A 26,783-nucleotide genomic window follows, 5' to 3' on the forward strand; every position below is an offset into this window, starting at 1 on the left:
CCAATTCCTCTTTTACTAGACTTGAGTGGAAGTTTTGAAAGACGGGGGTAAGCGTTTATAGCAAAATGAATACAGGTCCCGTATACATACTGTATCAGTATCTACTAATGATAGATGGTGGTAGATGGTAGGAGGGAGGGAATGACAATGGTCGTCATTTTTATCATTATATTTGCAGGGATTCTACTATACTTTTTACTTAAACCGCCTTTACAGACCGAAATAGAAGCCGCTTATGAAAATGTACCTTCCGTAGACTTGACTATGCCCGAAATGTCATTCATTAAGAGAATAGACGTTTGAGGCAGTATACTCTGATAGTTAAATACTTTTTCAAAAAGCGGGGTGAAAATTTATGATCGGTTCCTCAATGGTAACCCTTACAATAGCAGCATTTCTAATGACAGTTATCCTCATTCTATGGCGTCCTAAGGAGTTGAATGAAGCTATTCCGGCTATTGGAGGAGCTGTCCTCGTCATTCTAAGTGGGAGTGTTTCGTTCGGTGATTTGCTGAAAATAACAAATACGATCAGTGACGCTGCTATCACAATTATGGCTACCATCGTCATGGCCATCGTATTAGAGAGCTTTGGATTCTTCCAATGGGCAGCTGAAGGTTTAATGGCTAGAGCCAAAGGATCAGGGATCCGTCTATTCTGGTACGTTAATCTACTTTGTTTCCTGATGACTCTATTCTTCAACAATGATGGCAGCATTATGATAACAACGCCTATATTAATCATTGTTCTTCAGAATTTAGGTTTAAAAAATCATCAGAAAATTCCCTATTTACTCTCAGGCGCCCTGATTGCTACTGCTTCTAGTGCTCCTATTGGTGTTAGTAATATTGTTAATCTCATTGCGCTAAAAATTGTCGGAATGGATTTATATATGCACACATTAATGATGTTTATCCCCTCTACGTTAGGTTTAATCGTATTTTTATTGCTTTTATTTCTTTGTTTTTACCGCATGCTTCCTAAGAAATTGCCATTAAACGCGATAGTACCTGGAAAACATCCTTTATACGTTGATCCTCCAAAATCGATGCCAGTCATTAAAGATCGAACAAAATTTATGAGAAATATATTATTGTTTGTATTTATAGTTCGTGTAAGCCTATTTGCTGCTTCGTATATGAATATACCGGTAAGTCTTGTGGCTGTTATTGGATCAATTATTCTACTGACTTGGCGTTGGATATATCTCAAAATATCTCCTGTCGATATGGTAAAGAAGACTCCGTGGCATATTCTCGTATTTGCCTTCGGGATGTACGTTATCATATATGGATTAAATAATATTGGCCTTACTCATATGCTAGTCAATTTCTTAAAGCCGCTAGCTTCAGGAGACTTATTAAATGGAAGTTTGCTAATGGGCGGACTAGTCACAGTCTTGTCTACGTTAGTAAATAATCACCCAGCTTTAATGATTGGAACTCTCACGTTAACGGGCATGGGGTTAGACCCTCTGACTTTAAAGGTTACCTACTTAGCAAGTGTCGTGGGTAGTGATTTAGGGTCTTTAATTCTGCCAATTGGGACACTGGCTTCGTTGATTTGGCTCCATATCCTTAGGCAGCATAAGGTGAAAATAACATGGAAGGATTATTGCAAGGTCACATTTATAACGATTCCCCCTGCTTTAATATTCACATTGGTTTGTCTTTCTTTTTGGGTAAAGTGGATTTTTTAAAAAAATGAAAGTTAAGGAGGTTATCAACCATGATATTTTTCAACACGTATATTGGAATGATGGTACAGATTGAGATGATGGGGGATCGGGATAAAATTGGCTACCTGATCGATGTGGGACCAGATATCATTGTCATTTACATGGAAAAGAAGTATTTGTATATTCCTATCGCTCATATTAGAAATATCGCATTACAAGCCGATGACAAAATGAATACGGAGTCTCCGCCAGCCCCAGTTAAGCAAACAGGAGAGATCTCTTATAACCAGATCTTAAACAGTGCGATCGATCGATTCGTAGAAATTTATATTTCCAGTAATCAGACAATCCATGGTTATGTGAGACATATTGCACAAGACTACTTTGTGTTTTATTCGCCTCTTTATCAAGTCATGTACATTCCGTTATTTCATCTAAAATGGATCAGTCCGTATCAAACCTATCAGACTCCCTATTCCCAAGTACAAAATCAAATGGCAGGCAGTTCATCAGATCCAACTTTTGCTTTGCTCCCGAATACCTTTGATCAGCTGCTCAAAGACTTAGAAGGAGAAATCCTCTGTTTTGACACTGGTTTACATGCGAACAAGATGGGTTTGCTGCAGAAATTAAACCTTCCTTTTGTTGAACTGATCACGGCGGATGAGAAGAAGCTGCATTACAACATTCAACATATCAAGAATTGTATTCCCTTTAAAAAGTGAAGGAGTTTTCATTTTCTAGTAGAAAAGCAGTTAGCCAGAAAGTGGATAACTGTCTTTCTCTTTTTATTTAGGAGGCACTTTATGGTAAGATGGGAGTTGTTTTTCATAAAATGGAGTAAAGTAGGTTCAAGCCGATGACACATAGAGATCAGAAGATTTATCGTTTCAGTAAAGCACCCATATGGGAGCTTCAGCGAAGATATTATGAAGAGCAGGGAATTCGCGCATGGCAGAGTGAAGAGGTCCCACAATACATAACTAGTAATCCAAGTATTGCAGTAGCCTATGCCGAGATCATATTTGGATTTCTTCAAGATAGAGCAAAGCTTGGTTACACATTGGAACCGGTGACGATTCTGGAGCTTGGAGCGGGTTCGGGCAGATTAGCCTATCATATTGTAAAAGAACTATGTGAGCTGAGGGATTATGCAAGTATAACACTTCCTCCATTTCGATATGTCATGAGTGATCTAGCGTTCAAAACTATCACTTTTTGGCAGCAACACCGTAGTTTACTTCCCTTTGTGGAACAAGGGGTTCTGGATTTTGCACAATTTGATGCTGATCTGGGTACCGAACTTCATTTGACGCATTCTGGTGATCGCATTAGAACAGGCGACTTACAACAGCCTCTCCTGGTTATTGCGAATTACTTTTTTGACAGTATCCCGCAAGAACTGATCTATGTAGACGAAAACAAAATTTATGAATGCATGATTTCTTTGCACTTCCCTGAGGGTGATACCGAACGTAGCGCTGCGGATATGCTGAAGAGCGTCATTCCTGAGTATCATTATCGAAGAGCCGATGAATATGAACAGGAATCTTACCCATATCGCGAGGTTGTAGGGTTGTATTCGCAGAAGCTGGAGGATTCCCATATCCTCTTTCCGGCCGTCGGGCTGCAATGTTTGGAACGACTTGGTCAGCTCTCCCAAGAGGGATTTCTCCTGCTCACTGCGGATAAAGGTGACCACCGAATAGAGAATTGGGAATATAATGAACCTCCCAAACTGATTCATCATGGCAGCTTTTCCCTGACAGCCAATTATCATGCCATTAGGTATGTATTTGAGCAAAAGGGTGCCATGAGCTTATTCACATCGCATCCCTACAACCATTTGAACATAGGGTGTATGCTAATGCTGCCCAATCCGCATGGTTATGGGCATACACGATTAGCCTATCGTCGGTTTGTCGAGCGTTTTGGTCCTGATGATTTTTTCAGTATCAAAGAATGGTTTGATTCGCATTTGGATCTGATGGAAATTAACCAACTCTTAGCTTTTTGGCGTTTGGGCGGGTATGATGCTCAATTGTTTCTCCAAAGCGCGAAGCGCCTATCAAATCTAATTCCAGATTGTGATGAAGAAGAATTATCGGACATTCGACAAGGTATACTTCTGATGTGGGAAGGATATTATCCGATGGAATTAAATCGTGACTTAGCTTTGGACTGCGCTATGTTATTGTATCAAATGGATATGTTCCAGGATGCTTTGCTATTCTTTGAACGGACCAACAATGAGTATAGGAACGACGCTTCTGTGCTTTATGAGATGGCCATTTGCTATTACGAGGTCGGTGAAAATGCGTCTGCTAGGGAATTTGCTCGTAACACACTTGAATTAGCACCAGAACATGAAGGTGCTTTGGCGCTTATGAAACTGTTTCCATCGTTGTGAGTTAGCAAAGAATATACAATAAAAGTGGTGAGATTCTTGGAAGAGCAAAGGCTGAGAGCTAAAGAATTATTCGATTTGTATCGAGGACATTTTTTTCAAATGCATCGTGATGGTGTTTTCGAAGAATATAAGACATACGGAATTGAAAGTCAAATCGAAATGGACTGGTACAACGAATGGATCGATAACTACACGAATCAACTATCGATAAGAGACTGGGATGCGATCACAAGCTTAGAGTCACTAGCCAAATATTATCAGGATTCTCGCATACTTGATCATGTGATTACCTTTGCTTCGCGCCATATCATGGGAGCCGATAGTATCGTTAAACTTATGTATGCCGAAAAATTGATGGATTTAATCAAATCCTTAAAGAAGGTAGTTTCTAGAGAAATAAGGCATTCGGCTTATCAACTTACCTATAAGATATTAGAAGATATTATTTCAAAACCATTGATTGTTGACCCAGGACATGAGTTGTCTCAATATCACTTAAAAGATAAGAAATCGCTTAATAGCAGGGTTAAAAAGAGTATGGACGAGATAAGAAATGTTCGGGATTAGTATAATGGAGACCAAAGAACCCGCCTTTAGAAAAAGGAAGGGTTCTTATTTACAAAATGAAATTAGATTCTGCGGCCTGTGATGTAATGGCTTGTCCAATGCGAACTATTGAAGTCGCTGACGACAACACCTTTGTTTGGCAAATTGTTAATGAATTTGCCATTACCTATGTAGATGCCCACATGGTTAATTTGACCTGGTGTACTTACGCTGAAAAATACCAAATCACCTGGTTGGAGCTGATTACGTGGAATGTATGTGCCCAATTTGGCTTGAGCCTTAGATCCCCAAGGAATATTAATGCCATTTAGTTGAAATACATATTGCGTATAGGAAGAACAATCTAAACGCAATCGCTGTAGATCCTTAGAACCAAACACATAGGTGACCCGACCTTGAAATGAGGCAGCTGTGTTGACAATTTTATTCGCTAAACTGCCGCCAGCAGCCGGATTAGAAGGAGCGGGCGCGGGAGCAGGATTTGATGGAGAAGGAGCAGGTGCAGGTTTATTTTCATGTACGGTTACATAAGAGCGTGAAACATAGCCTTGTTTTCCATTGTAATCGACTAAAACCCAGTAGTCATTGGCAGCTTCAACTGGCAGCACAGTGCCTTGTTTAACAAATCCCCAAACAGGTGCACTCGTACTCTGATCGGCCCGGAAGTTAACACCTTTATTCACGGTTGCAGTTGCTACAGGGGCAGCAAAAGCACTAGTGGAAAGGCCACTAAACATGGAGAGCGCTAAGCCTAGAGAAATAATTGTCTTTTTTCCAAGGTAGTTCTTATTCATTTTTTGCATGAATTAGCTTCCTCCTTCTGGTATAAAAGCTGAGGTGAATCTAGCACCTACAATTACTTTATCACAGTTGAAATTCCCTAAAATTTACCGAATAGGGCGGAAAGCCATAACTATCTAGCATATTTCACCATTATTAGAATTTCGTTAGAATTTGATGAGTAATAATTCCTTGACAGGTAAATTTATCACTTCTTAACATTGAAAGCACTTTCGTTCCAATTTCATTTGCAACATTATTTGTCTGCTCTGCGTTAAGTAAGTAACTCAGAAACGGGTTATACAAAAACATGCCCAAAGGAGAACAGAGCTGATGAAAAAAATAGCCGCGTTAACGGTAACAACCTTATTGTGCAGTAGTTTGACATTCGGTTCAGCTTTTGCTTTTTCGGATCTAGATGAAGGACAAGCAGAATCCATTCTTGCATTGAAAAACCGTGGCGTCGTAAGTGGGATCGATCAGGAGCACTTTGTTCCTAAAGGGAAAATTAGCTATGCACAGAGCGTGCAAATGATTGTAAAAGGCTTGGACCTGAACTTAGATTTAATGAAGTTCAAAAAACAGCCAGTAGCAACGGATATGTATTCGAACATCGCGAATGACGCTTGGTATGCAGACGCCTTTATCATTGCTCATTATCACGGTTTGGCGATTCCTAAGGAAGTGAACCCGAATTCGACGATTACTCGCGAACAATTTGGGGACTTATTAGTTCGTGCCTTAGAAAAGAAAGGCAATTTCCCACTGGTCAAAATGTTCATCGTGATCAAGGATGAGGATCAAATCACGATTGATTATCAAGGCACTTTACAGAGGCTGCTGCTTTATAAAATTACTTCGCTGGATAAGGATGGTAAGTTTAATCCTAAAAATGAGCTTACACGTGGAGAAGCCGCTAATTGGCTCTATAATGCTGTCCGTGTGATGGAAGCTCATACTCAAAAACCGGCTCCAGTTGAAGAGGTAGCGGTAAAGGTCGAGAAAGTCAATGAGGATGTGAACATGGTAACGCTGTCAAGAGGTGATAAACCTAACCCTGGATACGGCATAGAAATCAATGCGATCTAGTTTAATCAAGAGGGGCAGGCTATCATTACTTATACATTAGTCGAGCCGAAACCTGACATGATGTATGCTCAAGTGATTACCGAAGCCAAAACTGTTACCTATGTTTCGTCTAAGTATAAGGTAGTAGTAAAACCTGATGCTTCAAAATAGTTCCAAACATGTTGACAACTAATAAAGAGATGAATTATTCTGTAAGAAAGCGCTTGCCCCAATTATCAGGATAACGTTTGGGCAACGGTTGGATATAGGTTAGGATATAGGTTTGGATAGAAGGAGCTGTACGAATTGCCTACACTCAAAGATATTGCAGATTTAGTCGGAGTCTCCATTTCAACAGCCTCACGCGTAGTACGAAATGACACCAGCAGACACATCAATCCGGAGACGAAAGCCAAGATTTGGGAGGCTGTGCGTCAATTGAATTACATACCTAATGAATCGGCGCGTCTCCTTGTGAGCAAACAAAAGACAGAGAAAAAGCAGACGAAGCAAATTGGCTGCATCATTCAAACGGCTCGTCTGAACGACGATCACCCCTATTACTCTCCGATCATAACGGCATTTACCAAGAAAATATTGGAATCCGGTTATTCTCTTGGTTTCATGCATACTTCAGATGAGCTTAAAGATGAAGCGCTGCTGCATCGTTGCGTACATGACATACAAGTCGATGGCATCATCATCGTTGGCGAAGTTGGCCCCGAGATCGTTGACTATTTGCGAAAAGTGGAGGAGTTAGCACTGATCGGCATTTGTACGAACGGTACGGAAATTACCATGGTTGATTACGACCGTATTCATGCCGCGAAGTCAGCTGTCGACCACCTCATCACTCAAGGGCATCAATCGATTGGTTTTGTCGGCGGGCCAGGTCATACAAGTGAATTAAACAGCGAAGAGAGATTTCAGGGCTATAAATTTGCGATGTATGACGCGGGTATTCCTATAAATAAAGAATGGGTGATAGACACCCGGTGGGAAATCGACCGCAGTTACGAGAGTATAATGGAGCGTTTGAAGCGCACAGATCTGGAACGGCCTACGGCGATATTCTCGGCAAGTGATCAGTTAGCAATTCCTGCTATGCGAGCTGTCATTGAGAACCAATTGCGCATTCCAGAGGATATTGCGTTCATCTCGATGGATAATATTGATTTTGCCCAATATACAACACCGCCGTTATCGTCGGTTCATGTACCGAAGGTTGAGATAGGCACAACCGCAGCTTCAACCCTGTTAGATATGCTGAATGGCGAGCAGCCGCAGCTTTCCAAAGTGCTGCTGCCACATCGACTTATTGTGAGAGAATCTTCTGTCTTTACAAGAAACTAATTTTTTTTAATTCGTTGGATAACGTTGTCCTGAGTTTGGCGCCAATATCATTTAGCTAATTGAAGGGGGGTGAAATAGGTTTTCGGCATATGTACGGTTTGCACGTTCAATCTTAAAAAAATGAACAAAGGGTGATAGCGAAATGGTCAACAATACAAAAAAGGTTGTTCTCGTCACGACGCTCATGTCGGCAATGGTTGTTGTAAGCGCTTGCGGTAATTCCGGTTCCTCAAATTCTACATCCACTGCAGCTCCCAAAACAGATAGCAAGGCTACGGCTGCAGCATCTACTGAAAAAGTGACAATTACTTATGGCGGCTGGAGCATGGATACGATGACCGATGTCATTAAAGCTTTCCAAGCGAGTCACCCGAATATTGAAGTAAAAGCGGAGAATACGCCGTACAAACAATATTTCACCAAATTAGAAACGGCCGCACAAGGCGGGACAATGCCTGACGTACTTTGGATGAATGGTCCTAATTTCGTCAAGTATGCAGAGAACGGCATGTTAAAGGATCTGACCGCGACGATCAAGAGCGACCAGTTAGATCTCTCCAAATATCCAAGCTCGCTGGTATCACTCTATAGTCTAGGCGGCAAAAATTATGGGATTCCTAAAGACTTTGACACGATTGGCTTATGGTATAACAAAAAGCTGTTCGATGATAAAGGAATTCCATATCCGGACGGCACATGGGATTGGAGCAAGCTGACAGAAGCAGCTAAGAAATTAACGGACGCAGCCAAAGGCGTATATGGCTTCGCTGCTCCAATGATGAATCAGGAGGATTTCTATAACACGATTCTTCAGGCTGGCGGCTATGTCATTTCGGAGGACCATAAGAAATCAGGCTTTGACCAACCGGAAGCGATTGAAGGTTTGAAATTTCTAACGGATCTGATTCAAGTTCATAAAGTATCTCCGACACTAGCTCAAATGACGGAAACGGCTCCTGCGGATATGTTCACATCAGGCAAGCTCGCTATGTATTTTGATGGCTCCTGGGCAGCTTTTACCATCAATCAAAACGCCGAAATGAAAAACAAGGCAGACGTAGCCGAACTGCCAAAAGGGAAAAAGCAAGGCGTAGTCATTCACGGTCTGGGTCATGTGATATCCGCGAATTCCAAACATCCGAAAGAAGCATGGGAATTCGTTAAATTCCTTGGCTCCAAGGAAGCGGCTGAAATTGCTGCAAAACAAGGTGGAGCGATTCCTGCTTATAAGGGCAGCGAGACTTCTTGGTTAGCAACATTCCCGCAGTATAAAGCAAAAGCTTTCATTGACATGGCAGCGTATGCAACGCCATACCCTGTGTCCAAAAATACTTCGGTTTGGAATACGTACGAAACAGAAATTTTGAAAAATGCATGGACGGGAGATAAACCGGTAGCTGATGCGGCCAAAGAGCTCGGAGCTAAGATGAACCAAGCATTAGCAGCAGAAAAATAAGGCTTAGGGGATCCGTTTCGGAAAGCAACGTTCGAGTGCGGATCTCCTTCCCCAATTCCACTCATAGGAGAGTGAGTAAACATGCGATTCAGCTCGAAGCGACTATCCGATTGGAAGTGGGCATATATCATGATTATGCCACTAATGCTTGGCTTACTGGTGTTTTATATTTGGCCTGTGTTCCAAACCTTTTATTTTTCCTTTACGGAATGGGGGGCTTTTGGCAAATACACCTGGACTGGCTTGGCGAATTACAAGGTGCTGTATACGGATAAAGAGCTGCTTCACGCTATCTGGAATACTAGCATTTATATCGTACTTGCTGTGCCGATCGGGATTATTCTGGCTATTCTGTTGGCTGTTCTGCTGAACCAGCAGGTCAAAGGGTTGTCCATTTACCGCACAATGTATTTTCTTCCGGTCGTAACTATGCCGGCCGCGATCGCAATGGTCTGGAAATGGCTGTATAACTCTGATTTCGGTTTGATCAATTACTTACTTAGTTTATTGTCCATTCCTGGTCCTCACTGGTTGACGGATAATCGCACGGCGTTATTATCGATTATTATTGTTGCCATATGGTGTTCCATTGGCAGCCACATGATTATATTTCTGTCCGGACTCCAAGGAATCTCAGTTTCCTACTATGAAGCCGCATCCATTGACGGTGCGGGGCCTGTAACCAAATTAATGCGTATAACGATACCTCTCTTGACGCCAACCATTTTTTTCGTACTGGTTACTTCATTGATTGGCGCCTTTCAGGTATTCGACTTCATATATATGATGGTAGGCGATATCGTCATGGAATCCACGCAGTCGATTGTGTTCTTATACTACAAATACGGCTTCTTGAAAAATAACAAGGGCTATGCGTCTTCAATCGCTGTCCTGCTGTTTACCATTATTATGATCATTACGTATATTCAAATGAAAATTCAGAAGAAATGGGTTCACTACGAATGAGGAGGGCGGCTGCATGAACACCAGAATCCATCAACGAAAATCGGTTCAGACCGGGATCATTCATCTTATTCTTATCCTTGGAGCTGTCATCATGGTAACTCCCTTCATCTGGATGTTTCTTACTTCGGTGAAAACGTTGGGGGAGTCAACAGCGATACCACCGGTACTATTTCCCAAAACGTTACAATGGAGCAATTATACGAAGGTATTTGTGAACTTGCCATTTTTCACTTTTTATTGGAATACCTTTATTACAACGGTGATAAAAGTAATCGGCCAATTAATCATTTGCTCGCTAGCTGCATATGCTTTTGCTCGGATCAGCTTTCCGGGGCGTCATTTCTTTTTCATTCTGATGCTGTCCGTACTTATGGTGCCGGGGCAAGTATTCCTCATCCCGCAATATATGATTATGAAAGACCTAGGGTGGCTCAACTCGCTTACAGCACTCATCGTTCCAGGCTTATTCAGTGCTTTCGGCACATTCCTGCTGCGCCAATTTTTCATGACGCTGCCGCACGAGCTGGAGGAAGCCGCGAAGCTTGATGGCTGCAATCAATTTCGTATTTATTGGCAGATCATGCTGCCTTTGGCCAAATCGGGGATGATCGCTCTCGCCATTTTCACCATGCTGTGGTCGTGGAACGATCTGATGTGGCCGCTCATCGTCAACAGCTCACCGGACAAAATGGTGCTGTCAGCGGGCATTGCGTTCCTCCAAGGCGAGCATAAAACGAATTATACGATTATTATGGCTGGCTCAATGATGGCTATCTTGCCTATGATTATTATCTTCTTTATTTTCCAGCGCTCATTTATTCAAGGGATAGCTTTTACAGGGAGCAAGTCCTAACAGACAACATAAGGAGAGAGACCAACTATGCAAAAAGTTACAGCCATTCTGCTGGGTGCCGGCAATCGCGGTGCCCAAGCTTATGCGCCTTACGCGCTTAATCATCCTCACGAGCTTGATATTATCGCAGTAGCGGAACCCGATGACGATAGGAGAGCAGCGTTTGTTACTGCTCACCAAATTTCGCAGGAACATGCCCATTCGGATTGGGAAAAGCTCTTGGCACAGCCGAAGCTGGCGGATATCGCCATCATTTGTACGCAGGATCAGATGCATTACGAGCCGACGCTCAAGGCGCTTGAGCTTGGTTATCACGTCCTTCTTGAAAAACCGATGTCTCCAAGTCCAGCGGAATGCGTCGAAATGGAACGTATGGCGAAAAAGCATAATCGCTTGCTGACGATATGCCATGTACTGCGTTATACGGCGTTCTGGAAGGCGATGAAACGTGTCATCGATGAAGGGAAGATTGGACAAATCGTCTCCATTCAACTGAATGAGAATGTGGGCAATATGCATATGGCGCACAGCTTTGTGCGCGGCAATTGGAATAACTCGGACACTTCGAGTCCGATGATCTTGGCCAAATCGTGTCACGATATGGATATTTTATCGTATATCATGGGCGAGCCTTGCGAGCGTGTGAGTTCATTTGGATCACTTATGCATTTTAATGCGGAGAACGCGCCAGAAGGCGCGCCAGTACGTTGTCTCGACGGCTGTCCGGCGGAAGCCAGCTGTCAATACTATGCGCCCAAATATTATTTGGGCTCCGGCCGGGGCTGGGCAGCTAAGTTCACAACTGATACTAGCTTAGAGGGTATACTTGAGGCGCTGCGCACAACGCCATATGGCAAATGCGTGTATCGCAGCGATAATAATGTCGTCGACCATCAGGTCGTCAATATGGAATTTGCCAGCGGAGCTACCGCGATGTTCAGTATGTGCGGGTTTACGCGGGATAATACACGCATTGTGCAGGTCATGGGTACGAAAGGTGAAATTAGAGGAAACATGGAAGAGCATACATTCACTGTCCATGATTTTGTGACGAATGAGCAGAATGCGATTCATGTCCATGCATCCGAAGAGGGGCATAGCGGAGGCGATGTGGGCATCGTTCGCAGTTTTCTTCGCGAGGTTCGTGCATATGCTGGAGGAGAAAGTGAATCATCTGCAGCTGCTTCTGTGAGAAGCCATTTGATGGCATTTGCTGCTGAGGAATCGCGTGTGAACGGCGGAAAGCCGATTGAAATTGAGCAGTTTTATAAGACACTAGTCAAGGTATAGAGAGTTAAAAACGCAAGCGGCCTTGGTATTCGGCAGCTTGCGTTCTTTCATAGGCGACCTGTAACTTAAACTTAAAATTAAGAAGGAGGATAATAAATTAACGTTTTATAGACGGCTTTAGCATTAGATGTATTCGTATACGTATGAGGGCGATCGGCTGTGAAGTGAATGGCATCGCCAGCTTTCAGCGTATAGCTTTCCTGGGAGATAGTTATATCCAGCTTTCCTTCTACCATGAGAATGTATTCTTCAACGCCCTCATTATGAGGTTCGGAGGCATGACTGCAGCCTTGATCCATTTCGACCGTATAAATTTCAAAGCTCTTTTGAGGGTGAAATGGGAAGAGCGGGAACGCGCGATATTGTCCATCTTCCTCTTCAAATGGAGAAAGCCCGGCTGCTCGGACAACCGTAATCTTCGGTTCGGTATCTTCGATTAGACTTGTAAACGAAATTTGTAACCCGCTCACAATTTTCCAAAGTACGGAAATCGTCGGATTCGAGTCTCCTCGTTCAATTTGCCCCAGCATCGCTTTGCTGACACCAGTCAGATCAGCGACTTGATCTAAGCTTAGTCCTCTTGTTTTGCGAATGTTTAAAAGTTTTCGACCCACCATTTTATGAATCGGTTCGTTCATTTTAGGTCCTCCAATATATATTTTCCGTTTTGTCAAAATGCCTATTTACAATATAACATACATTTGTATAATATGGTATATAGATGATAAAACGCACGTTTGTGCATTATAGTAAACTTAAATTGGGGGAACGATAATGAGCGCTACCATGATTGGACTGGTTAAAGAGCACAGGGGACCTGGTGCCATACTGAAAGAGGTTCCTATTCCGACTTGCGGAGCCGACGAAGTTCTTGTCCGCATTAAAGCAACATCGATTTGCGGAACAGATTTACATATTTACAATTGGGATGCCTGGGCAGACAAAACCGTTGTAACTCCGAACGTCTTTGGTCATGAATTTGCAGGTATAGTCGTGGAAGTCGGAGAACGTGCTACAGGTGTGGCGATCGGTGATTATGTATCTGCGGAGGGCCATATGGTATGCGGAATCTGTAAAGCATGCCGTACAGGAAATGCACATGTTTGCCCGAATACGAGAAGCTTCGGGATTACCGCACTTGGCTGTTTTGCCGAATACGCCGTTGTGAAGGCGACGAACATTATTCATAATGCGCCTGATCTACCTTTTGAAATCGCTTGCTTGCAGGACCCGCTAGGTAATGCCGTGCAAACGGTATTATCCGGCGACATTGTAGGAAAGTCTGTTGCGATTATTGGTGTTGGCCCGATTGGCTTATTGGCCATTCAAGTAGCAAAGGCTTGCGGAGCTGGAGCTATTTATGCCGCGGACATTAACCCTAACCGCTTGGAGCTCGCTAAACAAATGGGTGCGGATTTTACAATTAACGCCATGGAAACGCGCTTATCTACGGCACTCCGAGAAATGACGGATGGAGAAGGTGTTGAGGTTGTTCTTGAAATGTCCGGCAATCCTCAGGCGATCGTAGACGGATTTGAAGCTGCTGCCAACGCGGGAAGAGTGTCCTTGCTCGGTATTCCAACCAAAGAGGTGAGCCTGGACCTAACGAATCAAATTATTTTTAAAGGGCTGCGTGTTGAAGGGATTACCGGTAGAAAGATGTATCAAACCTGGTATCAAATGAAGGGTTTGCTGAACCAGAAGCGAATAGATCTGGCACCGGTTATTACGCATAGATTTACATTAGATCAATATGAGGAAGCTTTCCGGTTAATGAATCAAGGTCAATGCGGGAAAATTGTATTTACACATTAGACGAACACAAAAGCGGGTGCTTACGAAGCTAGTTTTGCTCCGCAAAACTCCAAGGCGGATGCTTACGAAGCTAGTTTTGCTCCGCAAAACTCCAAGGAGGTTCACATGAACTATTTAAACGATTTGGCAGCGGATATTGAAGGATGGAAGCGAGAAGGAAGATACCGCTCGATTAAAGTATGGGAGAGCGGTTCCGACTCCTGGATGTACTTGAATGGTAAGAAAGTTCTTCAAATGTCTTCCAATAACTACTTGGGCTTAACCCATCATCCAAAGCTCAAGGAAGCTGCGATTGCAGCTATTGAGAAGTATGGGGTCGGTAGCGGTTCGGTTCGTACGATTACGGGAACTCTTGATATTCACGATGAACTGGAGACGGAGTTAGCCAAGTTTAAGGGAACAGAGGCGGCACTTGTGTTCCAGTCCGGTTTTACAACGAACCAAGGCGCATTGTCAGCTGTTCTTGGAGCCGACGATGTGGTGATCAGCGATGAGCTGAATCACGCGAGTATCATTGATGGCATCCGCTTGACGAAAGCGAGCCGCAAAATTTTCGCTCACAAGGACATGAATCAGCTGGAAGCCATTTTGAAAGAAACGCAAAAGCATCGTAAACGCGTCGTTGTGACGGATGGTGTATTCAGTATGGATGGCGATATTGCGCCGCTTCCTGACATTGTTCAACTTGCAGAAGCCTATGACGCTATTGTGTATGTGGATGATGCCCACGCGAGCGGAGTGCTTGGCACCAACGGTAAAGGTTCGACGGACCATTTCGGTCTTCATGGCAGAGTGCATATTCAGATAGGCACTTTATCCAAAGCAATCGGAGCCGTCGGAGGCTATGTTGCCGGTGCCCAGCTCTTGAAAGAGCATTTGATTCATACGGCAAGGCCGTTTCTGTTCAGTACCTCGCAAACGCCGGCGGTTGCAGCTACGTGCTTGGCCGCTATTCAAGTGCTTAAGGAAAGCTCGGATTTAGTAACAAAGCTCTGGGATAACGCGAATGGATTCCGAGCATCTTTACAGGGATTAGGCTTTGATACCGGGGCAAGTGAGACACCTATCATACCGATTATTATAGGCGATCCCGCAAAAACCATGCGCTTTTCGGATCGTTTGCTCGAAGAAGGCGTGTTTGCCCAAGGCATCATCTATCCGACGGTTGCTATAGATAAAGGCAGAGTGCGGCTTATTGTAACGGCTCAGCATACAAAGGAAGACTTATCTTTTGCCTTAGATAGATTGCAGAAGGTCGGTCAGGAGTTCGGACTGATCTAGTAAAAAGTAAAAAGTAAAAAGTGCGGCCAACCTCAGAAGACGGGTGGTCGCACTTTTTTTGTGCTTTTGGAACCATGCCATATGGATATGTCCAACTCTTAATCTCTCACATAGGATATAGCATCCTATTTTTATAGGAGGTGAGAGAAGTGAAAGTGAACTATTATACGTTAGCTTTGGGGTTACTAGGAGCAGCCAAATTGATTTTGAACGCTTACGGATTAGATATTATTCAAGACGATGAGATGAATGCTATTGCTAATGGCGTAGCAGCTGTTTTATCTATAATTGGGGTTTACACCAACCATCAAAAACCTGCCTGAGTACAGATGGCATTGACGGGAAAAACAGTGAAATAACGCCTCTTCGTTCCTCTTCCTCATGATTTTAAGTGATTTTCGACCAATTAGCGGCGCTACGTTCCCTAAGCAATATTTATAAGATTTGGCGATCGATAATAATTCGTTATCTGTTGGTAAACAATGAAACAAGATGATTAAGAAAGGAGCAATGAACATGGGTGATAACGGACCAATCAAACCTAACGGGTCACAACATGCCGAGAAACCATCAAATGATCCGGAAAAACAAGGAAGATCCGCAGCAAAGAAAAAATCAAAGTAATTGGTGAAACATGGGTAGAATAGACTTGATTGGCAAGGTTTTATAAATAGAATCGTTGTTAATCTCAATCACGGCTGCCAAGAGCAGGCGTGATTATTTGCGTTAATCCGAAATAAGTTTAGTGATAAATTATTTATAGTTGCTTGACATAAGTAAGTAAAATACAGTATCATACGAACATAAAGTTTATGACTTTAAAAAAGTTAGTGTGAAGAAAGGGGGACATAAAGGTGAAAAGTAATTATCATATCGGTGCTTTAATAATAAGAGTGTTGTTAGGAATTACCTTCTTTGCTCACGGTTTTGATAAGTATCAAGGAGGTATTGGCAATATAGCAGGCTGGTTTGACAGCATCGGTATTCCAGGCTTTATGGCCTATATCGTTGCAACGATCGAATTGATAGGGGGTCTAGCACTGATTCTAGGATTTGGTACGCGTATTGTATCCGCACTTATGGTATTAATCCTTTTAGTAGCCACTTTTAAAGTGAAATTAGCCGTCGGATTCTTTGGAAATGGTCAAATGGCCGGATACGAGCTGGATCTTTCCATGATTGGGGCTGCTATTTATCTTCTCTTAAATGGCAGTTATGTTGTTTCAATTGATTCGTTATTCAAAAAGGGTCAAAAACCAACACAGCTTCTATAATGTTCTGATCGCTCAAAATTCGCATGGCGGGCAAGAGCAAACGATTCTTTCCTTATACACAACGATGTATCCATGGGGTGCAATTAAGAAGTGACAGTTAGTCAGAAATTGACTGCTGTCACTTTTTTCATTTGCACATGAAGAAGCAAAAGTAAAGAGGTTATCCCAAAGTAGAGTTTACTCTACGCTTGGGATGGCCTTTTTTTATTCTTCAGAAGTTCGTATAAGATGATGAATTGTTGGAGATAAATATGTTTCGTGATATTTGCAAATACAAAGGAGAGAACGGATATGGAAAAATTGTATACAGCAACGGCAACGGCTGAGGGTGGAAGAGAGGGGAAAGTCACATCCAGCGATGGGGTCATTGACCTAGAATTGAAAGTACCCAAGGAATTAGGAGGGCCAGGCGGACATGCAACGAATCCGGAGCAGCTATTCGCCGCTGGTTATGCTGCTTGCTTCGACAGCGCTTTGAAACTAATCATCAGGACGAAGAAAGTCCAAGTAGAGAGCACGAAAGTAACCGCAAGTATTACCATAGGCAAAGATGGCAGCGGCGGCTATGAATTAGCGGCCAAATTGGATGTTTCCGTCAATGGCGTCGAGCCCGATGTTGCCAAGGAATTGGCTGAAGCAGCTCATCAATTTTGCCCCTATTCCAAAGCAACCAAGGGGAATATTGAAGTTGAGGTTAATGTTTTGTAGTAAATGAAGCAGGAGTCGCTGTTGGTGATCCTGCTTATTATTTTAATGGAATGGAAAAAAATAATTACTAAGCCATAGAGAATGCAATGGAAGTATTTTGGGGAAAAGGCCTTATCTCAGTATCTTGTTAATGTGAAGTATGGTATTTCTGTTTCGGCTGTGATCTTTGATCGTCAAACACTAGACAATATCGTTAGTACGTCACTGAACTTTCTACGATAAAATTTTTTTGTTCTTTTTAGGAACGATCATTCCCCAATGATATAAAGCAGGTAGATTCATTTATGGTAATTGATTCGCCTATGGAAGATTATGTTACAAATACAAACACAAATTAAAGAAGATGTTATTTATATGCAAACAGCAACATTATTAGGCAAAGTAACATTGGTTACTGTAGGGTCCCGAGGTATTGGAGCGGTAATCGTAAAACAGTGAAGGGGCAGGAGTTGCTTTCACCTATGCGAGTGCTGTGCAAAAAGCTGAGGAAATCGTGAAGGAAGTTGAAGCGGCAGGGCGTTGGCCCTTCGCGCTGATAGCAGCGACCCGGATTCAGTAAAAGGCGCAGTTTCAGATACAATAAAAGCTTTCGGTGGAATAAATATTCTAGTTAATGTTCGCGCCATATTTGCAGCTATGCAAGCCGTCGCTCCTCAAATGGGAGAAGGCGACCGTATCATCTCCACCGGCAGCATTAACGGCGATGTCAGTGCATTCCCAGGAATGAGCCTTTATAGTATGGCGCAAGCGGCCATAGCTGGACTTACTCGTGGGCTGGCTCGTGATTTGGCGCCGCGTGGCATAACCGTCAACAACCTTCAACCAGGGCCGATTGATACCGATATGAACCCTGCTGACGGACCGTTTGCTCCGACGCTCAAAAGTATAATTTCTCTGGGTCGCTACGGTAAAGTAACAGAAGTGGCTGGTCTGGTTGCATATCTGGCATCACCTGAGTCTGCCTTCATAACAGGTGCATCCATAAACATAGATGGTGGATTCATGCTTTAAGTTTGTAGATTGAAAGCAATTAAGTTCTTTTATCATTAAAACAAGGCTGCGGGAATAACCCGCAGCCTTGTTTCGTTATTGGATCATTCAACTTTCGAGGGGGCAGATGAGCATCTGTGGATACCAATGTTGTATTTTTTGCAACAATTCCCACTCCCAAAGGCCATTTGGTATGCTGAAGTTGTAGTTTGTACAACAATTCGACCCCATTTGTTGCGAAAAGATCGATATAGGATCAAATTGTTGTACATTAGAGTCAATTTCATAATTCCAAAATTTAATTATGAAATTGACTCCATTATGCAACATCATAGGGAAAGAGGCGAGATCTAGGCAGCAATTGTTGCACTTTCTACAACATCATTCATCCGGCAGCTCAAGTGAGCAAATAAGACGATGGACTTCAATTAAGACACCATATGGTAGAACAAGAATGAATGAATCGACGATCTTAATAATCTTGTAATCTATTATTTGTAAAAGTAGACATTGTAAGTGATATAATAGTCTTGTTGATTTACATATTCTGGTGTGTAGAAGGAGAGACAAGAATGAGTCCAATTCGATCCCTACCAAGAAGTCAGCCTGAGCGTCAAGGTATCGCGTCTTCCTCGATTATGAGATTTTTACAAGAAGTTCAAGACCGCAGTCTAGAGCTTCACAGCTTTATGCTCCTCCGACATGGGCACGTTGTATCGGAAGGATGGTGGACACCTTATTTGCCTGAACGTCCGCATATGCTGTTTTCTTTAACTAAAAGCTTTACTTCAACTGCCATCGGATTGTTAGTAGGAGAAGGGCGAGTCTCGCTCGATGACCGGGTTGTCTCCTTTTTCCCAGAGGATATGCCGCCAGAAGTGACACCAAATCTAGCTGCGATGACCATTCGACACTTACTCATGATGGGTACTGGTCATGCAGAAGATACGAGTGGAAAGATGCAGTCAACGGATAACTGGGTCAACAGTTTCTTGAATCTTCCCGTAGAGCATGAGCCAGGTACGCATTTCGTCTATAACAGCGGAGCGACCTATATGCTTTCGGCTATTTTGCAGAAGGTAACCGATCAAACGATACTGGAATATTTGCAGCCGCGTCTGTTGGAACCGTTGGACATCCAAGGTGCCACATCGGAAAGCTGCCCCCGCGGTATCCACATTGGCGGCTGGGGAATGAAGATCAAAACCGAGGATATTGCCAAGTTTGGACAGCTATATTTACAAAAAGGTCAATGGGGTGGGAACCAGCTCATTCCTGAGTCGTGGGTAGAAGAAGCGACAACGAAGCAAATTTCCAATGACTCCAGCACCAATAATGACTGGTCTCAAGGGTATGGGTATCAATTCTGGAGATGCCGTCACGGCGCATATCGAGGAGACGGAGCTTTCGGGCAGTTCTGCATTGTTCTCCCGGAGCAGGATGCCGTCATCGCGATAACGTCTGGAGTCAATGACATGCAAGACGTACTTGATATAGTTTGGGAGCATCTGCTGCCTGCTATGAAATCCGAAGAGCTGCCTGTGGACAAGGAATCCTCAGAGCCGCTAACCCATGTGCTGCATGGCCTAAGCTTAGAACCGCCGCGATTTCTTTCAAGCTCAGCGCTGGAGACCAGCATATCGGGAATTGAATTTGAGTTAGAAGAAAATAAAGAACAAATTCATACATTTTCTATTGATTTTACAGAGGATTCAGCCAACGTAACTATTGAAAATAACACCGGAAAACATACGGTTTACTTTGGTAGAAACGAATGGTATCAGGGAATATATACGCTTCATATGAGACAGGAAAATATAGCATTCGGCTCAGCAACATGGCAGGATTCAAATACGCTTTTATTAACGTTAAGATATGTGGAAACGCCATTTTGCGTAACTGTAGTATGTACGTTCAATGATGGAAGTTTACAACTGCAATTTCGACAGAACGTTAGGTTCGGCAATGAGGAACCTAAGTGGATTCTAGGAAAAGTTATGTGAACGATGGTTGAAAAAGGGAAAGGTCGGTCTGCAGCAGCAGACTGATCTTTTTCTATAGGCTTAAGGCACCTGATGATACCGATTTCGGTAGTCTCGGGGAGAGCAGCCGGCGTGGACTCTAAATTGCTTATTAAAAGAGCTTAATGACTGAAAACCGCTTCTTTCAGCGATCTCTATGATCGAATACTTTGATGTTCGCAGTAAATCCGTGGCCGATTGAACGCGCAGCTGATTCACAAAATCATGTGGGGATAAGCCCGTTAATGCACGAAATTCGCGATAATAGTACGAGCGCCCGACACCGGCACGACGCGCAAGTTCGTCTCCATCAAGTGCCTCCAGGTAATGGCTAAGAATATATCCGACGGATTCTGCGATTGTGTTCGTTCCTCTCGGAGCTGCTTGCTCCATTTGATCGCTAAAGAATCCGTCCACTTGTAATAAAATATCAATCAAGTGCATGTACTGACGCGTCACCCATGCCGTATGCCCTTGCTCTTGTGCTTCCGCAGCGGAACGCGCAGCTTTTGCAATTGCTTTGGCATAAGTCGTATCCCCCGGAATGAGCGGGGACATGCCTTGTCCAGCATAAAACGGCATGAGCAGCCGGCTGCCATCGGGAAGCTTCAAAACCGGTGACGGTGTAAAAAGCACTAAGATCGCTTCGAATGGTTGATCTGGATGCGCATAGCTCCAGTGTGGCTCGAAAGGCCGACATAGAAACACGTCTCCCGGTTGACCGTGATAGATCCGATCGCCGAATCGGTACTCCAACTCATGATCGAGCAGCACGCCGATTTCCAAGCAATCATGGACATGCAGATCGTGTTCCTCATCTGATCCCCAGACACGGCTAAAAGCAAAAGAGCGTGTCAGCCGCAGCTGTTCTACATACATCCTAATCCCCCCCAAGTCATTATACCTTATTCTGTTCGGGGACAAAATGACAAGTTTGCTGCGCATTTTGAAGAGAATTACGATTTCGTGATGTGATACATTAGGGTCATGCTCGAAATTGGAGGTAACCTATATGCGATTGTATTTAATTGGAGCCGGTGTCATAGCACATACACATGCGGAGGCAGCGGCTAAGCTTCCTCAAGCGGTCGAGCTTCGGGTAGCGGACCCGAATGCGGAAGCGCTGAAATCGTTTCTCAGCAGCTTTCCAGAAAGCATGACATTTGCGGATGCCGAGCAAATGCTATCCTCCGAACCGCCGCTTGATGATGATATCGTGATCGTGGCTACACCTCCATTTGCCCACTTGGAGGGGACGCGTCTTGCATTGAAATCCGGTCGGCATACGTTATGCGAAAAGCCGTTCGCAATGAACGATGAAGAGGCGGAAGAGATGCTTCTTCTGGCAGAAGTAGAAGGAAAGCTGCTTGGCTGCTGCAGCGTACGCTATAAGGGCATGCTCCATAATGAAGCTGTTAAGAAAGTCATTCGATCAGGCGCGCTTGGCGATATCTATCACGCTACGTTCGTTAACAAATGGACGCGCAGTCGCGCAGGAATCGAGTACCAGCCAGCTAGCCGGTGGTTTCTTGATAAAAGCAAAAGTGGCGGCGGCATTCTCATGGACTGGGGCCCCTATGATTTCGCCACTTTAATCGATGTACTGGATCCTGCTGAAATTGAGGTCAGCAGCGCTTGGACGGCGAAGCCCCACACAGCCGCGGATCCTCAAGATGTCGTATACGATGTTGAGCACCATGTGGGTGCGCAATTAACGTTTCGTTCTCGTTCAAATGCCTGTCCTATCGCTGTTCATTACGAAAGAGGCACGTGCACTCACGGGAGTGAGCAGTTTATTGGCGAAATCGAGGGAACACTCGGTGCTCTCCGCTGGACGCCATTTGACTCGCGTCAACCGGTTTTTTTAAGGAAAGACCATGATGGGGTTGTTGTGGAAGAAATTGTTGATCCGGGACCTCGCGGACCTTACACCGTCATGGATCACCCGCTTGTACATTTCTATAACCAAGTGAACGCTTTGCCGTCACATGCGAACGTAGGTCGGAGAGCCGTCGATCATTTCCTATGTATCGGTGCCTTATATAAATGTGCAGATTCCGGAGAAAAGCAGCTTGTGACAGTAGCGCCTGCAATAGATTCAAGGGAGGCTTCTGTGTGAATATTCGCGGCTTTTCGAGCAACATGTACGGTTGGTTTGAACGTTGGAAGTCAGATGGAAAAGAGCCAGTATGGGACGATTTATACCGTGCCTGCGCTGAAGCGGGTCTTGACGCTGTCGAGACGGATGCAACACCTGAGAAGCTGGCACTAGTTCGTGCTTACGGACTAACGGTTTCCGCTTCTTATATCGGTCTTCCGCTTCATGGCGAGTATGCAGACCTTGAAGCGGAAGTTCTTCCCTACGCAGAACGGCTAGCTGCTGCTGGCGGCACCGATCTGCTCGTCAACGCTGACCCCTACGGCGGCTGGAAACATCCACTGCCAAAGCCGGAGGAGCTTGTTCAGAGACAGGGAGACAACTTGTCTCGTCTTGCCGACAAGCTAAGCCCATTTGGACTGCAGCTTTCTCTGCACAATCATGCGGCAGATCGCCATAATGCGGAGGCTGATTTGCGCTCTGTCGTGCAGTTCGCCGACAAAGCTGTTGGCCTTTGCGTTGATACGGGCTGGGCGCATGTAGCTGGCTGTGATCCGGTTGCTTGGGTGCGCTCATATCCTGAACACATCAAAGCATTTCACCTGCGCAACCAACGTGGCCGCGTTCCGGCCGAGGACGTGACCGAAGGGGAAATTGACATGCTGGCGTTGCTGGAAGCGGCAGCCCATATAAATTATGGCGGTTGGATAGCGCTCGAGCTATGGCATCCGCCAGAAACGAACCCGGCCCGCACGATGACTGAGGACGTGCAGCGGTCCATCACGTATTTACGCGAGATAGTAGGGAAACTGTAGAGGACTTTGTCAGGGAGAGTTCCGTATAGGAGAAGGGAGCCTTATGTTCTTTTTACAAAGACATAAGGTTTTTTGCTGTCTAATTATAAAGGGAAACACCCACTACGCATTTTATAAGCGTATTTTCGGAGAAGAAGGAAACTTGGCAACCATCGCTCTTTACCAATGTGAATCGATTCCGGGTCGAACAGATATAGTAGATATCCTCAAAGCCGCATTAAGTTAGAAAATTTAGAATCTGCTTTTTGTGATGTTCATCATGCTCAGAAAATTCATGAATTATGTAAAGAAGTGAGTAAGGAGTACCTGTATTAGGGCAATCTCTGGCACCGTTAGCTGTTACTTCTAACAATACATCCTCAGTTTTCATTTCCCTTAATATATTGATCAGTCTCATTCTGTCACTTGAGAATTCTTGAAGGAGTTGGTCTTTCGATATACCCGATTTTGCATATCCATATGCTTTAGTATTAAAAGAGTCGAAATCAGGGAATACCATACCTTCGCCTTTCTTAATTGAAGGAATAACCACATTAATAAGATGAAGATCCCAGTTTCTAAGATGAGCGATGATTTCAGCTATCGAAGCCTTTCCTTCTTTAACTTGGCTATGCCAATCTATATCACTTAATCGATGCAAAGTAGCTGTCCACTTGCAAAATTGTTCGTACTCATTGATTGTTTTGTCTACATTCATAAAGCATCCCCCTAATGTTAATAAATATAGTTTAACACAAATTCACCGACGGGAACATATGTTTCCATTCAATATTTTTTTGCATTTTTGTAGCTCGCATGGTGAAATCACCCGACCGCAGTCACCCAAACGGCTGTTTGGAGGAACGTCGATTCGTTAATTTGGGAAATCAGCGCATGAAATCGAATGAGAGGAACGTAGTAACGTTATTTGATCAAAAAAAACGATTTGGAGGCAAAAAACGCGAAATAACGCATCGTCGTTCCTCTTCCTCGTGTTTTCGGGGCTTTTTCGTCCAAATAGGGCATCTACGTTCCCTTGTGGGGAATTATGGTTACCATAGATGAATACGATCTCACTTTTTTATTGAAGTTGTACTTAATTCAGAAAGTTCATAATAAGTATCGTATTAGAAAACATTGTTAGTCACTCTAAGTATCAAAGGGGTGTCACAGGCTAAGTTTAATTAACCAGGATATCAACGAATTGGCTGCAAAAATTGAATCTCTTATTGTACAGCAGCGGCCGCATGTCGTTGTTATGTTTCTTCCAAACGGAGTTACTGGACATCGAGATCATATAGCCATATCCCGGGCTACCGAACAAGCGGTTCTTCAATCCGAGGAGAAATTGATGCTTTCTCATTATTGCACCTTCTTTTACGCATCGATTCCTCATTACTATGATTATTGCGCAGATTCAGCACCTACCGGTGCAGTCCCCGTTACTGGCAAAGTAAACATTCTGAATCAGCGTAAAACAAAAGGGCGTGCGCTTCACGCACATCGAAGTCAAGTCTATTCAGTAAACCGAGCCTACCCGGGTGTTATGCAGGGAGATTATGGAGTTATCGGACAATATGAGTACTACACGAAGGTACGGCCAGACGGAATTTTTGAAGACATTCAGGAAAGCACAGAAGGAATTCCAGAGATAGAGTTTTGTTAACTAACTAATGAGTAGATGAAGCAAAAAGTGGAGCGAGGTTGGCTTATTCGAAAGTTTGTAAAATTTATCGTATGGATCAACCCCCTCTATATCTAGAGGGTTTTTTTCTACGACGGACCAATTAACGCACACAGCTAATGATACCAGCATGAAATAGACGTTTAACGGACCTGGGGAGGCTGTCTATTCACCGTACAATGAATAGAACAATCTCCTACATGCCGTTACTGCCTATTTGGAGCGATGATTTCGAGCTTACGGACTTCAGCGCCGTTATTCGGTTTCAATCTATCTTATTTTCATAATTTGAAGTAGATAAAGGGCTGTCGAGTCCATTAGATTTTCTAAATTCAATCTACAGCAACCGTCTCGAATGAGAGAGCCTATACTGGCTTGAACAGTATGAAAATGGTGGACACCAGTTCTACGACTTCACTAACTCGGATTAGCAAAAAGGTAAGCGTTACACAGGATGAAGAGTATACCGCTTCAATCTTTGCTTATATTGAGCAAGGATCAATTGATGTTTGGCTGATCTTCTATAACGGCACTACGGAAACGATTGTAGCGCCCACTAGCGTAACGCCTACGCTCAATCAATGGACGAAGAAATCTATTACAGCCAAAACTCCAACTGGAACGACACAAGCAGCGGTCATGGTTTACAGCTCATATATGAGCATTGGTGCAAAATTATACGCAGTTCACGCCAACTCCGCTACCAAAGAAGCGGTTGTTTCAATCGGAGCAGGCGTGTCTTTGCTGACTACGGATAATTACGGAGATCTTTATTATGTGAAGTACGAAACTAATCTCTACAAGTACGATAAATAGAGAATTCTTCAGTTCTGTTTCTTTCGGCCATGTCATCGGCATGGTCTTTTTTATGTTGGGATCTGATCATATCAATTACAATGCTCCTGCATCCCTAGCTGTATAGAATGAAGGAAAGATTGGCCGATAGTTCAATTCTTCCCTGATGCGTGTTGTATCCACGATCATATCCCATGGGTTGAACTCTTGCTGCATGGCTTCTGTCACATGGATGTCAGTACGACCATGAAGTCGAAACAGTTCTTCAACAGTGATGGGGGAATCATCAGCAACGTTATAGATGTGGCCATCTATGCCATGTGTAGAGGCAGCAAGCAGCAAAGCTTGACTTACATCCGCATGGTGCACCATATGGAGCCGCTTGCCGAGGTTCCAGTTGCTCATTATTGGCAGAAATTCTGTGACATGGGGATCACGTTCACCATAAACAAAACCAAACCGTACAATACGAAGTCCCAATCCCTTCTCACGATGCAGACGGAGCAAGGACTCTTCTGCTGTTGCTTTGGTCTGAGGATAAGGGAATGCAGGTCGTAATACGTCTTCTTCACGGCTCGGTCTGTTATGAATTCCAGCACCATACACTAAATTGGTGCTCGCAAACACAAATCTTGGAACATCTGCATCTAAGGCTGCACTTGCTAAAGCAATGCTGGCTTCAATATTTGACAGTTTCGCTGTAGCTTCATCTATTCCGCGGAACTGAGCGGCTAGGTGTATAACGACGTCAATGCCTTGCAAAGCATTCGCGAGTTTTTCCGTCTGCAAAAGATCACCTTCAAATACTTCAACACCCATTTGTTGAAACGTATTCGCCCTTGAAGTATCTCGAAGCATAACTTTAACGTTATGCCCGTGCTGCTGCAAACGAGGTAGAGGAA

27 protein-coding genes and 1 pseudogene are annotated in these 26,783 nt (G+C 43.8%); 23 read left to right on the forward strand and 5 right to left on the reverse strand.

Features of this window, described 5'->3' with window-relative positions; all coding sequences use genetic code 11:
* Positions 1-141: 141 nt before the first annotated feature.
* The 5 genes from ASG93_RS35490 (at position 142) to ASG93_RS27205 (ending at position 4,655) form a co-directional block, all read left to right on the forward strand.
* Entirely contained in the window at positions 142-303 is a 162-nt protein-coding gene (locus ASG93_RS35490; protein ID WP_156411059.1) for a hypothetical protein, read from the forward strand.
* A gap of 52 nt (positions 304-355) precedes the next feature.
* Positions 356-1,699, forward strand: coding sequence for an arsenic transporter (locus ASG93_RS27190; protein ID WP_056837131.1), 1,344 nt, complete (start codon positions 356-358; stop codon positions 1,697-1,699).
* Between the two features lie 29 nt (positions 1,700-1,728).
* The gene (locus ASG93_RS27195; protein ID WP_056837133.1) at positions 1,729-2,403 is read left to right on the forward strand and encodes a DUF2642 domain-containing protein; all 675 of its coding nucleotides are present in this window, start codon (positions 1,729-1,731) and stop codon (positions 2,401-2,403) included.
* Positions 2,404-2,537: 134 nt separating this feature from the next.
* Positions 2,538-4,088, forward strand: coding sequence for an SAM-dependent methyltransferase (locus ASG93_RS27200; protein WP_056837136.1), 1,551 nt, complete (start codon positions 2,538-2,540; stop codon positions 4,086-4,088).
* A 36-nt stretch (positions 4,089-4,124) separates the two neighbouring features.
* Positions 4,125-4,655 (forward strand): hypothetical protein, encoded by a 531-nt coding sequence (locus ASG93_RS27205; protein ID WP_056837138.1) that lies wholly within the window; start codon positions 4,125-4,127, stop codon positions 4,653-4,655.
* 62 nt (positions 4,656-4,717) lie between these two features.
* Here ASG93_RS27205 and ASG93_RS27210 read toward each other — a convergent pair whose 3' ends face one another.
* The gene (locus tag ASG93_RS27210) at positions 4,718-5,458 is read right to left on the reverse strand and encodes a C40 family peptidase (RefSeq protein WP_056837140.1); all 741 of its coding nucleotides are present in this window, start codon (positions 5,456-5,458) and stop codon (positions 4,718-4,720) included.
* 310 nt (positions 5,459-5,768) lie between these two features.
* On the opposite strand from ASG93_RS27210, the gene ASG93_RS27215 reads away from it, so the two are divergent.
* From ASG93_RS27215 to ASG93_RS27240, 6 genes are all read left to right on the forward strand, one after another.
* A complete protein-coding gene (locus ASG93_RS27215; RefSeq protein ID WP_156411060.1) occupies positions 5,769-6,524 on the forward strand; it encodes an S-layer homology domain-containing protein in 756 nt (251 codons plus the stop codon).
* A 285-nt stretch (positions 6,525-6,809) separates the two neighbouring features.
* On the forward strand, positions 6,810-7,856 hold the full coding sequence (locus ASG93_RS27220; protein WP_056837143.1) for a LacI family DNA-binding transcriptional regulator: 1,047 nt from the start codon (positions 6,810-6,812) through the stop codon (positions 7,854-7,856).
* Positions 7,857-7,998: 142 nt separating this feature from the next.
* Entirely contained in the window at positions 7,999-9,312 is a 1,314-nt protein-coding gene (locus ASG93_RS27225; RefSeq protein ID WP_056837145.1) for an ABC transporter substrate-binding protein, read from the forward strand.
* An 81-nt stretch (positions 9,313-9,393) separates the two neighbouring features.
* Positions 9,394-10,278 (forward strand): carbohydrate ABC transporter permease, encoded by an 885-nt coding sequence (locus ASG93_RS27230; RefSeq protein ID WP_056837146.1) that lies wholly within the window; start codon positions 9,394-9,396, stop codon positions 10,276-10,278.
* A 13-nt stretch (positions 10,279-10,291) separates the two neighbouring features.
* The gene (locus ASG93_RS27235) at positions 10,292-11,131 is read left to right on the forward strand and encodes a carbohydrate ABC transporter permease (RefSeq protein WP_056837148.1); all 840 of its coding nucleotides are present in this window, start codon (positions 10,292-10,294) and stop codon (positions 11,129-11,131) included.
* Between the two features lie 27 nt (positions 11,132-11,158).
* On the forward strand, positions 11,159-12,421 hold the full coding sequence (locus ASG93_RS27240) for a Gfo/Idh/MocA family protein (protein ID WP_056837149.1): 1,263 nt from the start codon (positions 11,159-11,161) through the stop codon (positions 12,419-12,421).
* Positions 12,422-12,498: 77 nt separating this feature from the next.
* On the opposite strand, the gene ASG93_RS27245 is transcribed toward ASG93_RS27240, so the two are convergent.
* Positions 12,499-13,059: a helix-turn-helix domain-containing protein gene (locus tag ASG93_RS27245; RefSeq protein WP_056837150.1), complete on the reverse strand. Its 561-nt coding sequence runs from the start codon at positions 13,057-13,059 to the stop codon at positions 12,499-12,501.
* A 136-nt stretch (positions 13,060-13,195) separates the two neighbouring features.
* On the opposite strand from ASG93_RS27245, the gene tdh reads away from it, so the two are divergent.
* From tdh to ASG93_RS27275, 8 genes and pseudogenes are all read left to right on the forward strand, one after another.
* A complete protein-coding gene (gene tdh, locus ASG93_RS27250) occupies positions 13,196-14,236 on the forward strand; it encodes an L-threonine 3-dehydrogenase (RefSeq protein WP_056837151.1) in 1,041 nt (346 codons plus the stop codon).
* A gap of 105 nt (positions 14,237-14,341) precedes the next feature.
* Positions 14,342-15,517 carry a glycine C-acetyltransferase gene (locus tag ASG93_RS27255; RefSeq protein WP_056837152.1) on the forward strand — a complete coding sequence of 392 codons (1,176 nt, stop codon included), beginning with the start codon at positions 14,342-14,344 and terminating at the stop codon, positions 15,515-15,517.
* Positions 15,518-15,666: 149 nt separating this feature from the next.
* Positions 15,667-15,840: a hypothetical protein gene (locus ASG93_RS36000; RefSeq protein WP_198146374.1), complete on the forward strand. Its 174-nt coding sequence runs from the start codon at positions 15,667-15,669 to the stop codon at positions 15,838-15,840.
* A gap of 531 nt (positions 15,841-16,371) precedes the next feature.
* A complete protein-coding gene (locus tag ASG93_RS27260) occupies positions 16,372-16,791 on the forward strand; it encodes a DoxX family protein (RefSeq protein WP_056837153.1) in 420 nt (139 codons plus the stop codon).
* Between the two features lie 10 nt (positions 16,792-16,801).
* Positions 16,802-16,876, forward strand: a pseudogene (locus ASG93_RS36590) (NAD(P)H:quinone oxidoreductase, type IV); the annotation flags it as partial.
* Positions 16,877-17,082: 206 nt separating this feature from the next.
* Positions 17,083-17,499, forward strand: a complete 417-nt coding sequence (locus tag ASG93_RS27265) for an organic hydroperoxide resistance protein (RefSeq protein WP_056837155.1) — start codon at positions 17,083-17,085, stop codon at positions 17,497-17,499.
* Positions 17,500-18,018: 519 nt separating this feature from the next.
* On the forward strand, positions 18,019-18,510 hold the full coding sequence (locus tag ASG93_RS27270) for an SDR family oxidoreductase (protein WP_200984534.1): 492 nt from the start codon (positions 18,019-18,021) through the stop codon (positions 18,508-18,510).
* Between the two features lie 551 nt (positions 18,511-19,061).
* Positions 19,062-20,492, forward strand: coding sequence for a serine hydrolase domain-containing protein (locus ASG93_RS27275; protein ID WP_056837157.1), 1,431 nt, complete (start codon positions 19,062-19,064; stop codon positions 20,490-20,492).
* A gap of 60 nt (positions 20,493-20,552) precedes the next feature.
* Here the strand turns inward: ASG93_RS27275 and ASG93_RS27280 are convergent, their stop codons facing one another.
* Positions 20,553-21,389, reverse strand: a complete 837-nt coding sequence (locus ASG93_RS27280; protein ID WP_056837159.1) for an AraC family transcriptional regulator — start codon at positions 21,387-21,389, stop codon at positions 20,553-20,555.
* A gap of 133 nt (positions 21,390-21,522) precedes the next feature.
* Here ASG93_RS27280 and ASG93_RS27285 point away from each other — a divergent pair, with 133 nt between their 5' ends.
* Entirely contained in the window at positions 21,523-22,629 is a 1,107-nt protein-coding gene (locus tag ASG93_RS27285; protein WP_056837161.1) for a Gfo/Idh/MocA family protein, read from the forward strand.
* Entirely contained in the window at positions 22,626-23,423 is a 798-nt protein-coding gene (locus ASG93_RS27290; RefSeq protein WP_056837163.1) for a sugar phosphate isomerase/epimerase family protein, read from the forward strand. The genes ASG93_RS27285 and ASG93_RS27290 overlap by 4 nt, the downstream gene beginning before the upstream one ends.
* A gap of 217 nt (positions 23,424-23,640) precedes the next feature.
* On the opposite strand, the gene ASG93_RS27300 is transcribed toward ASG93_RS27290, so the two are convergent.
* Positions 23,641-24,120, reverse strand: a complete 480-nt coding sequence (locus tag ASG93_RS27300; RefSeq protein ID WP_056837167.1) for a DinB family protein — start codon at positions 24,118-24,120, stop codon at positions 23,641-23,643.
* Between the two features lie 486 nt (positions 24,121-24,606).
* On the opposite strand from ASG93_RS27300, the gene ASG93_RS27305 reads away from it, so the two are divergent.
* Together ASG93_RS27305 and ASG93_RS27310 are read left to right on the forward strand one after the other, a co-directional pair.
* Positions 24,607-25,068 carry a PIG-L deacetylase family protein gene (locus tag ASG93_RS27305; protein ID WP_056837169.1) on the forward strand — a complete coding sequence of 154 codons (462 nt, stop codon included), beginning with the start codon at positions 24,607-24,609 and terminating at the stop codon, positions 25,066-25,068.
* Between the two features lie 393 nt (positions 25,069-25,461).
* Positions 25,462-25,902: a hypothetical protein gene (locus ASG93_RS27310; protein WP_156411061.1), complete on the forward strand. Its 441-nt coding sequence runs from the start codon at positions 25,462-25,464 to the stop codon at positions 25,900-25,902.
* Between the two features lie 75 nt (positions 25,903-25,977).
* Here the strand turns inward: ASG93_RS27310 and ASG93_RS27315 are convergent, their stop codons facing one another.
* The gene (locus ASG93_RS27315; RefSeq protein ID WP_235550977.1) at positions 25,978-26,769 is read right to left on the reverse strand and encodes an NAD-dependent epimerase/dehydratase family protein; all 792 of its coding nucleotides are present in this window, start codon (positions 26,767-26,769) and stop codon (positions 25,978-25,980) included.
* Between the last annotated feature and the right edge of the window lie 14 nt (positions 26,770-26,783).

This window comes from Paenibacillus sp. Soil787 (genome assembly GCF_001429545.1).
Classification (GTDB): domain Bacteria; phylum Bacillota; class Bacilli; order Paenibacillales; family NBRC-103111; genus Paenibacillus_E.